The 12,845-nt window shown below is 43.2% G+C and carries 9 protein-coding genes; 8 read left to right on the top strand and 1 reads right to left on the bottom strand.

The features are described 5' to 3' along the window. Nucleotides 1-250 precede the first annotated feature (250 nt). From VX730_03345 to VX730_03330, 4 genes are all read left to right on the top strand, one after another. Nucleotides 251-829, top strand: a complete 579-nt coding sequence (locus tag VX730_03345) for an SMI1/KNR4 family protein (GenBank protein ID MEC9291416.1) — start codon at nt 251-253, stop codon at nt 827-829. Between the two features lie 10 nt (nt 830-839). Then, entirely contained in the window at nt 840-1,127 is a 288-nt protein-coding gene (locus VX730_03340) for a hypothetical protein (protein MEC9291415.1), read from the top strand. A gap of 85 nt (nt 1,128-1,212) precedes the next feature. After that, a complete protein-coding gene (locus VX730_03335) occupies nt 1,213-1,791 on the top strand; it encodes a CYTH domain-containing protein (protein ID MEC9291414.1) in 579 nt (192 codons plus the stop codon). Then, nucleotides 1,788-2,558: a hypothetical protein gene (locus VX730_03330; GenBank protein ID MEC9291413.1), complete on the top strand. Its 771-nt coding sequence runs from the start codon at nt 1,788-1,790 to the stop codon at nt 2,556-2,558. The genes VX730_03335 and VX730_03330 overlap by 4 nt, the downstream gene beginning before the upstream one ends. A gap of 48 nt (nt 2,559-2,606) precedes the next feature. Here VX730_03330 and VX730_03325 read toward each other — a convergent pair whose 3' ends face one another. Beyond that, nucleotides 2,607-3,821, bottom strand: coding sequence for an ABC transporter substrate-binding protein (locus VX730_03325; protein ID MEC9291412.1), 1,215 nt, complete (start codon nt 3,819-3,821; stop codon nt 2,607-2,609). Nucleotides 3,822-3,989: 168 nt separating this feature from the next. Here VX730_03325 and VX730_03320 point away from each other — a divergent pair, with 168 nt between their 5' ends. The 4 genes from VX730_03320 to VX730_03305 all read left to right on the top strand — a co-directional run bounded on the left by VX730_03320 (nt 3,990) and on the right by VX730_03305 (nt 12,841). Beyond that, nucleotides 3,990-6,944: an ATP-binding protein gene (locus VX730_03320; GenBank protein MEC9291411.1), complete on the top strand. Its 2,955-nt coding sequence runs from the start codon at nt 3,990-3,992 to the stop codon at nt 6,942-6,944. Nucleotides 6,945-7,048: 104 nt separating this feature from the next. After that, nucleotides 7,049-8,536, top strand: a complete 1,488-nt coding sequence (locus VX730_03315; GenBank protein ID MEC9291410.1) for an efflux transporter outer membrane subunit — start codon at nt 7,049-7,051, stop codon at nt 8,534-8,536. Beyond that, complete coding sequence (locus VX730_03310) at nt 8,523-9,677, top strand: efflux RND transporter periplasmic adaptor subunit (protein MEC9291409.1); 1,155 nt, start codon at nt 8,523-8,525, stop codon at nt 9,675-9,677. Before VX730_03315 ends, VX730_03310 begins: the two co-directional genes overlap by 14 nt. Nucleotides 9,678-9,685: 8 nt before the next feature. Then, on the top strand, nt 9,686-12,841 hold the full coding sequence (locus VX730_03305; protein ID MEC9291408.1) for an efflux RND transporter permease subunit: 3,156 nt from the start codon (nt 9,686-9,688) through the stop codon (nt 12,839-12,841). Nucleotides 12,842-12,845: the final 4 nt, after the last annotated feature.

The raw sequence follows: 12,845 nt of genomic DNA, 5'->3' as shown, positions 1-12,845 counted from the left end.
AAGCCCCCAAGTTGGGGGCTTTTTGTTTGGGGGTACATGTGTTAGGTTTTACTAAACATGGCACCATCAGAAAGAAGGTAGGGTGGAGTTTGTGCCAAACCTCTGCCACGAGCCAAGGCGGTGACGTCTCGTTTGACTTGGCATCACCATCAACGAGAAAGTCGCATGGAATTAATTCCGAGGGACTTGCATCGTAATGTTAGACATACTGGTGGGGTTGCTAAGTATCAACAAAGGAATGGGCGGAAATATGGAAACTAAAACCATGCTAGAAAAGCTTGACTTTGATGGTATCAGTTTACCTGAAAGAGAAGAGCTAGAAACAGCGCTAGAGCGCCTAGAAAGTAAAGTGGGTCATATTCACGCTGAAGATTATCGTGATTTCATTCTGTCATCTAACGGTGCAAGCCCAAAGGATGAATGGAGTAACTTTAACTTCAAGGGATCGGAGAATGGATCAGAGTTGCTGATGTTCTTCTCTTTAATTTCTAGTGTCGATAATGCTTCACGCACACTAGAATGGAATCTGAGTACTTTATCTAATAGAATTCCTTCAAACTTTCTACCAATTGGTGAAGACTCGGGCGGCAATTGCTTGCTTTTAGGCTTGGCGCCTGAACAGCTGGGCGAAGTCTGGTTCTGGGACCATGAAGAAGAAGCTGATGCAGGTGAAGAGCCTGATATGAGTAATATGATTCTGGTTGCAGATAGCTTTAAAGAGTTTATGGAGGGCTTGTACGAGTACAAATGGGAATATCCCCCATCTTTGTATAAGCGCTTTATACTTGCTTTAAGGAATAACTGGGAAAAAGTATTCCCGCCTCGCTAAAGGAGTTTTTATGCTAACTAAGTTAAACCAAAAACATACAAGGTGTCTTATTTGTGGTTTTGACTGGAGAATTCCTTTGGTGGAGTGCCGCTATGAAATATGCGACTGCTGTGGGGTAGAGCTCAACAACGAGTATGAGCCTGATGGTAGTACCTCTCCACAGCAGATTGTGGCTATCCGTAATGAATGGCTAGAGAGCGGTGCAACTTGGTTTACAAAAGGCAACAAACCAGAAGTGTGGACTAAGGAAAAAGCTCTTGAGCAAATTAAAGCTAATGTGCCTAAAGAATTTCAGTAAAGCGAATGAAAAGCCCCCAGTCGGGGGCTTTTTGTTTGACGAAGTGTGTGATAGGTTTAGATTAAACGTAAGAGGGAGTTTGAGTGTGAAAGAGTTTGAAGCAAAGTTTACTGGATTTACATTAGAATCAGCTAGGGAGCTTCTTGATTCTCACGGCTATACATGTGCATCTCCTGAAATACTAATGACGCGTAAAGCGTTTCATGTTGAAGGCAATAAAAACAAATGGGCACGGGTGCGTGATGAGGGGAATCAAATTACGCTGACCATCAAAGAAATTGTAAAAGATAATGACCTGAGCGGTGTGAATGAGGCTGAAGTTATCATTAACAATTTTGATGAAGGGGTGAAAGTTCTAGAAATGTCGGGTTTTTATGGTGTGGCTTTCCAAGAAACAAAACGAGAAATATGGCACAAAGATAGCATTGAAGTAATGATCGATACATGGCCAGGGCTTACACCTTTTATTGAGGTTGAAGGGCCATCGGAACAATCTGTTATTTCAGCTTGCAAGGAGTTAAACCTTAATATGGAAGAGGCTCTTTTTGGTGGTGTTGATACAGTTTATACAAAGCAGGTTGGTATCACAGCAGAGATGATTAATAATCTTGATGTGCTTACGTTTGAAAAACCACCAACGCTTGAAATGTTTATGAATTCATGAAATTCCCGTACCTAAATAAAACAGAGTTAGATTTCGCAGAACATATTATTACTAAATTTAACCTTTCTGGCTGGTTGAATCTGACATCAGACAAGCTCTCTCATGCTATACTAGAACCATTAGAAGAACTTGAATATGCGGATGATATTGGCATTAAAATACACCACGTAGAAGACGCTTTATATCGCTTAGCAAAAAAGAAAGCTCTTTTTACGCCATACCCTGAAGGGGAGATGACGAGAACGTTTTATCTGCTTCTAGAAGAGTATTATAACTACTTTGGTATTCCGTACACGGATGAAGATATCAATATAGATAACACATGGAAAATAGATGGGCATATTGTTCATAAAGAGCATATTCCAGAATTCACAGAAGAAAAACCTCAAAATATCTCAAAAACACATACAAAGGTATGGGGTGGTGAGATTAAGGTATATGAGCATTCAGACCCTGTTTGGCAGAAAGTGTATGATGAACTTGATGCGTTTAATGATCATGTTATTCACGTGTTAGATTTGGAACAGAAGTTCTTTGTGGCACATGAGGATATCGCCAGTTGGTTAAGTACTTTTATTATTTCAGGTCTACAAACTTTAGGTAATCCTTTAGAAAAAATAGGCTGTGAGTTGGGTACCTTTGATGTGGCGATACGCAATGAGTTTTATAGAGAATGTGACAAAGGGAATGTTCCTGAAGATGCACAATTTGAGTCTATGGAGTCAGAGATTTTAGCTGAGTTTATAAAATATTTTAAGCTTGGATAGATGCATTTAAAAAGAGTCCCAAAGGAACTCTTTTTTATGGTGAGATGTTCAATGTCCAAAGGTTTTTAGGCCGTTCGGGCTTACATGCTCGATTTCAACGGCTTTACCGTTAACAATCTTTGTGAGATAAACTCGTTTTAAGCCTTGGTGTTGTTCTGGAGTGAATGAAATAGGAAGGCCGCCTTCATTAAACTTCAAGGACTCCATTGTTTCTATAAATTTTTTTCTAGAGAGCTTTTTTCCAGCTTCTTCTAATGCCTTTACAAAAGTTATGGCATTTAAATAACCTTCAAGTGTACCAAAGTTAATAGACTCTGCATGGCCTGTATTTACAAAATCATTACGGTAAGTACGGACAACATCTAAGTTGGAGCTAATTGGATGCGGAACCACTTGGGAGATGTATGAGCCTTCACCAGCAGGGCCAGCTTCTTTAATAAAAGAGTTTGTTCCTACAAATGAGATGTTCAGAATGGCAGCTTGTTTGCCTTCGCGTTTTGATTTTTTGACAAACTCTGCACAGGGCTGATATGCACCAACCATAATCACTGCATCAGGGTTTGCATCCCATACTTTGGCATAGGCTTTATCAATATCAACTGTGTTACGTGTGTACTTGCCGACTGCAACAACCTCTTGACCGTAGTTTTCAAGGGCACGTTGAACACCTGCACGCCCTGCTGCGCCATATCCGTCATCTTGAATAAAGAGGGCAACTCTTTTTACATTGCGATCATGAACCAGGTGGTTCACGAGAAAGGCTGTTTCATTAAAATAGCTTGCACGCAAGTTAAAGACATTCTTTGTAACAGGCTTTCTCAGGAATTCTGCGCCTGTGAACGGGAAGAGATATGGGATATCTGCGCGTACCGCAATGGGTACTGCGACTTTAGAAGTCGGTGTCCCAACATAGCCAAAGAGTGCAAACACATCGTCTTCTAGTAGTTTTTTAGTATTTGTAATTGTACGTACAGGTTCATAACCGTCGTCGTAGCTAATCAGCTTGATTTGGCGGCCATGTACGCCGCCAGCTTTATTGACTTTATCAAAGTAAATTTCTGCTCCCAATTTAAGGTTGGTTCCTAAATCCTGTGCTGGCCCTGAAAGGGCGTTAGACATACCAATGATCACTTCTTTGTCAGACACACCCTGGACGTGTGATTCATTTGAAAAACTGACAGGAGATTCTGCAACAGCTTGATTCAAAAAGAAAAAGGCTGATGCAAATACAAATGTCGGGAATAGAATATGTTTGGATAGCATTTTAAAAGTCTTTATTATTATTAAAAAACATAAGGTTAATATTAACCCATATCTTCAAACTTCTGGCAAGAGGTTAGAAAGAAAACAGGACGACCCGTGGAGAATAGGAATCAAGAATATAGAACGACTCAGAGTGGTCCTCTGTATCTTCTCGCTGCTGTTATTGCTTTGAGTTTAATTTCTCTCGCAGCCGTCCTCTTTACCATTTTTGACGCTTATCAAACCTACAAAGAAAAACAGGCTGTGCTTTTAGAGACAAAAGCTATTGAAGTGCAGATTCTCTATTACAATGGTTTGATGAATAATGCAGCGCAAATGCATGTGCTTACAGGTGAAAATAAATGGCAAGATGCCTATGCGATGTACCGTGTGAAAATGGAGGAAGTTTTTGAAAAGTTAGAGGTAAGGGCGCCTCGCGTGATTGGTTTATATGCTGAAAAAATCAACGCGGCCCATGACCGTATTATGGATATTCATCACTCAGCTTTTCTTTTAAGGGATGCTGACTATACCGAAGAGGCCCTTGATATGCTTATTGGTTATGAACATCAGACATATTCCGAAATCCTTGATGAAAACTTAAGGATGATTAGTGAGGGGGTGGATGAGCTTGTTACGCAAGAAGTACAGGCCTTGCAAGAGAGTCTTATTCGTAAAATTATTCTCGCTGGTGGGATATTGTTGATTGTGTCATTGGGCTGGCTTGTTGGTTGGTTTATTTTACGAAAATGGCAGCGCGCTATTTTAGAATCTGAGGCCTTAAAAGATCAGGCCCTGCATAGTTTGGAAATTTCAAGTCGTCGGGTAGAGAGGAGCCGTGCTGAGTATCAGGCGGTTATTGAATATGCTGCTGACGGAATTATGACCCTGCAGGCTGGTGGGGAAATTTCATCTTGTAATAAGTCTGCTCTTCTTATTTTTAAGGAGAAGGAATCAAACGTGTTGAGCAAAACCATTCAGGAAATGATTCCTGATATTTTGCGTGTAACCGGTCATAAAAACTTCAGCATTAAGAACTATGTGCAAGAGACAGGCTCTGCCCGTAAGGAGTATGAAGTTCTGACGGATGACGGGCAAAGCATTCCAATTGAGCTGAGTATTTCGCGTATCTACTTTGAAGGACGTGAAAGCTATACAGCCATGATCCGTGATATTTCAGCAGAGAAGCAAGCGGAGAGTGAGCGTAGAAAGAGTGATGCAAAATCACAGTTCCTTGCCAATATGAGTCATGAACTGAGAACACCGATGAATGGTGTTATTGGTATGACTGATCTGCTGCTGCAATGTGAGCTGGAATCTGAGCAGGAAGAGTTTGCTTGCACGATTAAAAAATCGGCTGAATCTTTGCAAAGTGTCATTAATGATATTCTTGATTTCTCAAAAATTGAAGCAGGTGCTCTGACACTTGAACCTGTGCGGTTTTGTTTGAGTGATCTTGTAGATGATGTGGCTGATATCTTTGCGGCCTCTGCAGAAGAGAAAGGGGTTGACCTTGCTGTACGCTTTAAGCCAGGGACACCGCGCCATATTATGGCCGATCCGGGGCGCATCAAGCAGATCCTGACTAACCTTGTGAACAACGCCATTAAGTTTACGGATACGGGACATATTCTCATTAATGTGCAGGAATACGCACATATTACTGGTGAAAAATCCCTCTTGAAATTTGAGGTGGAGGATACCGGAATCGGTATTCCAAAAGATCGTCTTTCTGATGTCTTTGGGCGTTTTACCCAAGCAGATGAAAGCACAACAAGAAAGTTTGGCGGAACAGGTCTTGGTCTTGCAATTTGTAAGCAGCTTTCTGAAATTATGAACGGTGATATTGGGGTGAGCAGCCTGCTTGGAGAAGGATCTACCTTCTGGTTTACTGTTGAGGTTGCTAAGGGTGAAGAAGACGTGGATGAGATGAAGGGCAGCTTGGAAGGTATGCGCGTTCTATCTATTAGCCATAAGCCAACAACGACCCATCTCCTAAAAGAATATATGGAATATTGGGGCGTTGATTTTGTGTCTATGCCAACTATTGAGGAAGCAGAAACTCTTCCTGATGATAATTACGATGCTATTATTCGTGAGTTCTTTGTGAGTGATGATATTCAGAGTGATTTGAAGAAGCTTATGAAAATTAAAAAGAGATGCTGCCAGCATGTTTCTTCTCTTGCGCTCGTACCGATTTCGTTGCGTGGAGATTATAAAACATTTGAGGATGCAGGGTTTAGCAGTCTTCTTTCTAAGCCGTTTAAAGATGGTGATATTCATAAAGTTCTTAAGCTCTTTAAAGAGGGGCATAAAGGCTTTATTACCAGTCAAAAACTTAAAACAGGTAAAGTAAGTGAAAGTAAGGATAGTATGCGCCGAGACTACCGTGTGCTTGTGGTAGAAGATGATGTTGTAAACCAAAAAGTGGCAGAGAAAATTATTACAGGTTTTGGGTGCAGTGTTGAAATTGCAGGCAATGGTAAAGAGGCTCTCACTATGATTGATAGTGGTGACTTTGATCTTGTGCTTATGGATATGCAGATGCCTGTGATGGACGGTTTGACAGCCACACGTATTTTGAGAGAACATGAAGCCAATACATTGGTGAAAGATCCATTGCATGTGATTGCCCTTACGGCAAATGCCTCTAAAACAGATAAAGAACGTTGTCTTGAGGTAGGCATGAATGGATTTCTAACTAAGCCTGTGACATCGGAAACAGTGTTGCAGGCTATTGAAGCTTGGGAAAGAGATGAAATGCATGATATGCCTCATGAGGATATTAAAGGAAAAGTAGAAAAAGAAGAAAAAATGCCAGATTTATTTAGCTTAGAGAGATTTGAGGATATTACGATGGGTGATGAAGAGCTCCAGAAGATGATTCTTGTTGCTTATGAGAGTACGCTTGCAGAAAGCTTAGAACAAATGAGAACAGAGCCTATTGGTTCAAAAGAATGGATTGTTGCGGCTCATAAACTTAAGGGCTCTTCTTGGAATATTGGTGCGAATGCGCTTGCTGAAATTTGTGCAAATGCTGAAATGAAACCGGGTGATTTTGAAGAAAATGGTCACATGAAAGAGCTAGAGCACATTTACAGTAAAACTCTAGAAATTGTGCACCGCATGCGCAAGGCACATTAGCCTTAAAAAATCTTTCCATTTTCATGAAACAAAGGTCGCCTAAATGGCACGTTTTGTGCTACCGTTAGGGCTGTCTAAACGGGCGAAAAAGAAGAAAAGAATACGTGCTGAAATTAAACACAGTTCTTATTGCCTCTACGGTAATGCTTACGGCCTGCTCTGTAGGGCCTGATTTTGTACGTCCAAATACAGATAATCTTACTACATCTTCTTTTTTGAATGCCTCTGAAAATGTAGCAGAAACACAAAGCATGGGCCTATGGTGGCATGGCTTTGAGGACGATGCGCTGAACGTCTCTGTTGAGACTTTGCTGAAGCAAAACCTTGACGTGAAGCAAGCTGGCGCACGTGTGCTGCAATCAGAAGAAAATTTAAGAAGTAGCCTGGCAGGGTTCCTTCCAAGCTTTAGCGCCACAGGCGATGCCAGCCGTTCGGGTACACCAACAGGCACAGGCAGCCGCACTTATAGCAACAGTTTTAGTGCAACAGGCGCACTCTCTTGGCAGTTGGATGTATTTGGTAAAGTACGCCGTACTTATGAATCTTCACGCGCCTCGTTTAAGGCGTCAAAGTTTGATGCAGAAGCGGTCACGCATAGCCTTATTGCAGAGCTTATTTCTTTACGTATTCAAATTGCAGCTCAAAAGAAACAAACTTTCTTGGCTGAAGATGCCTTTAAAAATCGTGAACGTACACACATGCTGCTTAAACAGCGTTACGAGTCTGGTGCAAACGGTGTAACTTCTGGTGATGTACTTCTGGCTGAAGAAGCGATGAGCACAGCAAAAGCAAACTTCCAAAGCGCAGAACGTGCTTTGAAGACCTTGCTATTCTCTTACGATGTACTGCTCGGTCAGAAGATTGGCACATCTATGGCTGAAAATATTACCTTTGATTTTGATGCTGAGCCTGAACTTTTTGCGATGGACTCTCCAGCATCACTGCTTGACCGTCGTCCAGACTTGAAAGCCTCAGAACTGCGCTTGAAAGCCTCAAACGCAAACATTGGTGTGGCAGTAGCAGATCTTTACCCAGATCTGACAGTGAGTGGAAGCCTTGGTTTTACAGCAACAGAGTTTTCGCGACTGTTCCGTTCTGAGCAGGTTGCTGGCTCTATTGCTGCAGGTATTACACAAAAACTGTTTGAAGGTGGCCGTCTGCGTGCGCAAATTCGCCTGCGTAAAGCCCAAACAGAGGAACTTGTTTACGCTTACACGGAAACAGTCCTCACAGCTCTGAAAGAAGTTGAAACAGCGCTAATGGCTGAAGAGGCTCTGCGCAAAGAACGTACTGCTCTGAAAGCCTCTCTTGAAGCGATGCGTGCCAGCGAAGAGATTTACTACACACGTTACACACAGGGTATGATTCCTCTGAAAACATATCTAGATATTCAGCAAAGCCGCCTTGGGACAGAGCAACGTTATGTCACGCTTGTGAGCGAACAGTGGCAAAAGCGTATTGAGCTTTATCTTGCTCTTGGTGGTGATTGGTTTGCAGAGCCAGAACAGCCAGAAGAGCCTGCAGAAACAGATCCAGCCGAGGATATGTTCCTCGTTAAGTTGATGAGAAAGGATAGTAATGGACAAGGATAACGGTGCCCATTCAAGCAAGGATGTCGCAAAAGGACTCTTGCAGCTTATTTTGATTATTGCGTTCATTGTGGGGTCATTCATGGCCTCAAATGCTTTGAAAACAAACAAAGCCCTTCCGCAAGTGAAGAAGGCTGAAAGTAAGCGCACAATTGTGGATGTGATGAATGTTTCACCTGCACCTTACCATGTAGAATTTTCTGTGCCGGGCCTTGTTGAAGCACCGAGCGAACTTCAGCTCACGCCAGAAGTAAGCGGCCGTGTTGTGAAAGTAAATGCTTCAGCAAGAAGTGGTGCAAACTTTAAGGCTGGCCAGCCACTATTCCAAATTGATACCAGCGATTATGAGCTCCTTGTCGCGCAGCGTGATAGCGAGCTTGCGCAAGCTAAAACAGCCCTAGCTCTTGAGCGCGCTGAGTCCTCGGCTGCAGTGAAAGAATGGAAAGTCTTACACGGCTCAAAAGAGATTCCTGAGCTTGTGTCTCGCGCCCCTCAGCTGAGGCAAGCTGAAGCTGCTGTTACATCTGCACGCGCAGCACTTGAAAACGCAAAGAGAGATTTGGTGAGAACCTCTTTCTTGTTTCCGTTTGATGGTGTGGTTGTTGAAAGCCGCGTGATTGAAGGGCAGTATCTACAAGCAGGCCAGTCATACGGCACAGCTTACAACGCTGAAAAACTACAAACCCGTGTTACGTTGGATGCTGAACAGCTAGACTGGATGATCTCAAGTGAGAAGGCTGAAGCTGAAATTGAAGTTGAGTATCTCGGGAGCATGCACCGCGTGCCAGTCATCTTGCGCCAAGGGGATGTGTTTGCAGAAAGTACAACACGTTTTACACCTGTGTACTTTGACTTTAAAGAGCGTGAATCTTATCTGTATCCAGGGCAGTTGGCTAAGGTTTTCCTTAAGGGGCCTGTAGAGCAAGACGTCCTTAAACTTCCAGTGAGTGCGCTCCAATCAGATGGTAAAGTGTGGGTGTATAATACAGATAATACGGTGTCTTCATTTGTGCCTGAGATTATTTACCGCAATAAAGATCACGTGGCGATTCGTAGCCGTGGCGGTGCTCTTACAGTTGTGAAAAGTCGTCTGTCTGGTGCCATTGATGGCATGACAGTTGAACGCTTGAATGGGGAAGGGTAGTTACCTCAATGTTCCATTCTGCACCAACGCCGCATCGCCATAAAACAGGTCTAATTGATTGGTTTTTACATAACCATGTCGCTGCCAATATTTTGATGCTTTTGTTTATTCTTGGTGGGTTTGTCAGTTTGATGAACATGCGTACAGAAACGTTTCCAAGTATTGACCCGAAACTGATTACAGTAAGTGTGCCTTACCCAGGTGCAACGCCATATGAAGTGGCGGAAGGTGTAACCAGTCGTGTGGAAGAGTCTCTTTCTGGCATTAATGGCGTAAAACGTATTACGGCAACAGCCTCGGAAGGGCATGGCACAATCATGGTGCAGCTCACAGATTTTGTGAATCCTGATGATGTGTATAACGATGTAGAAACCGCGGTAAACAGTCTTGTTGATTTTCCGCCTGAGGATGCAGAGCGCCCCATTATTACTAAGGCACGTGCAACACCAAACGTGATGTCTCTTGCTGTGCATGGCGATGTGGATGAGAAGACGTTGAAGTTCTGGGTGGAGAGTATTGAAGAAAATATTCGCCAAATTCCGGGTGTGGCTGTCACGGTAATTCGTGGGGTGAGAGACTATGAAATTTCTATTGAAGTGCCGCAAGCGCAGTTGGATTATTACGACCTGTCTTTGGCCGATGTACGTGCGGCTGTTCAGGCTTACTCGGTAGATGTGCCAGCAGGACAAATGCAAACTGCATCAGAGGATATTTTACTTCGTGTTCAGGAAAAACGTTACGTAGAAGATGAGTTTAAAAGCGTCGCGATTAAGACTCTGCCTGATGGTTCAGTGCTGACTCTGGGTGATGTTGCGCGCATTGTTGATGACTTTACAGATACCAATTTGATTAGCCGTTTTAACGGCGAAGCAGCAGGTTTTATTGATGTGCAACGTGCAGATAGCGCAGACACGCTAACTGTTGCCTCTGACATTAAAACATACCTTGAAACTGTAGAGCTTCCAAAAGGTGTAACGCTTTCACTTCAAAGTGATGAAACAGTTGCTTTGAAAGACCGTATCAGCCTTATGGCCCGTAATGGTATTCTTGGATTTATGTTGGTCTTCTTGATCCTTCTTCTCTTCCTAGATCTGAAACTGGCTTTCTGGACAAGTGCTGCGATTCCAATTTCATTCTTTGGTGGTTTGATGTTGATCCACTTCATGGGTTACAGCATGAATATGATTACACTCTTTGCACTCATTGTTGTGCTTGGGGTGGTTGTCGATGATGGCATTATTATGGGTGAGAGTATTTTTGACTCTCAGGAAAAACGCCCGAAAGATCCACAGTCGACTATTATTGGTGTGCGTCGCGTTCTCGCGCCTGTAACGGTGGGGGTACTCACAACCATTTGTGCATTTGCACCGCTTATGTTTAGTACAGGTACGCTAGGGCAAATTATTGCGGTGATTCCTGCAGTGGTGATTCCTATTCTCTTTATCTCACTTCTTGAAGCGTACTTTATTCTACCTGCTCACCTTTCAAGTGGTACAACGTGGAGCCTTGGTATTATGAAGGATATCCGTAATGGATTTTCTAAGATGCTCGGCTGGTTTATTGATTACATTCTGACTCCAGTTGGTAAAAAGCTTCTGGTATATCGCTATGCAACGCTGACGTTCTTTGTGGCGGCAGCAATTATTATTGTCTCTATGGTGCAAGGTGGCGTGATCCGTTTTGTGTTCTTCCCGAATGTTGAAGGCGACCAAATTAAGATTACAGTGACAATGCCGCAAGGAACACCGTTTAAACTCACAGAACATGCGACGCTGGAAGTTGAAAAAGCAGCGATTGAAGTGCGTGATGAATTAGACCAAAAACGTACAGGTGGCAGTATTTACGATAACCTTTCTGTAACAATTGGTGCAACAACAGCAGAAACAGCTGGCCCTGATGCAGGGACTGGTGGTGGCTCTGCTAATAACCTCGGACAGGTGATTGTACAGCTTGTGCCATCTGACTTTAGAGAGCTTCCTGCATCAAGTATCGGAAATATGATTCGTGATAAACTTGACCATCTCACAGGTGTTGAATCTCTCGACTTTAGAAGTTCTATTATTGGTGATGAGCCAGATGTAGAAGTATGGCTCTCTCACCGTGATGAGGACATGTTGAGTGAGGCGGCAGAAAAACTAAAGGCTTACATGCAAACGGTAGACGGTGCCGTGAACGTGAAAGATAGTTTTGATGTGGGTAAGACAGAGTATCTGTTTAAGCTGAATGATGCAGGTCGTGCCGTTGGTCTCACGCCATCTGAGCTTGGTTCACAATTGCGTGCAGCATACTTTGGCCTTGAAGCGCAACGTTTGCAGCGTGGCCGTAATGAAGTGGTTGTGTATGTACGCTACCCGAAAGAAGACCGTCGTGATAGACAGTCTCTGCGTAGCCTTAAAATTAAACTCCCTGATGGACGCCAAGTGCCTTTGGCTGATGTGGCGGATATTGAAACGCAAACTGGGTTCTCACAAATTGAAACCTATAATACGCGCCGTATTGTGAGCGTGACAGCAGATGCAGACATTGAAAAGACAACACCAACAGATATTATGGCGAAGCTGCAAATGGATATTCTGCCAACGCTGCAAGATACCTACCAAGGGCTTCAGTTCTCCTTTGAAGGGGAGAGCCGTGAGCAAAGTGAAGACCTTGCCAGCCTTGGGCGTAACATGCTCGTGGCATTACTTCTTATCTTTGTACTGCTTGGTGCACAGCTGCGAAGTTATGTACAGCCATTTATTATTATGACGGCTATTCCGTTTGGGTTAGCGGGAGCTATTCTTGGTCACTATATTCTCGGACAAGATTTAAGCTTTATTTCACTGTTTGGTATGGTGGCACTGAGCGGAGTTGTGGTAAACGATAGCGTGGTTCTGGTGGATTATCTCAACACACATGCACGAAGTGGTGTGGATATGCTTGAAAGTTCTCTCAGAGCCGTTCAGAGACGTTTCAGACCAATTCTACTCACAACTTTCAGTACATGCCTCGGCCTACTTCCTGTTCTTATGGAGAAAAGCATGCAGGCGAAATTCCTGATCCCGATGGTAACATCTCTTGCGATGGGGATTTTGTTTGCGACAGTTGTGATTCTCTTCCTTGTGCCGTGCCTCATTTTGGTGACGCACGACATTGAGAAACTATGGAAGAGAGTGTTTGGCTAAAGGC

It is taken from the genome of Pseudomonadota bacterium (genome assembly GCA_036141575.1).
Taxonomy (GTDB): domain Bacteria; phylum Pseudomonadota; class Alphaproteobacteria; order UBA2136; family JAPKEQ01; genus JAPKEQ01.
This window is presented reverse-complemented; position numbering and strand designations above follow the sequence as displayed.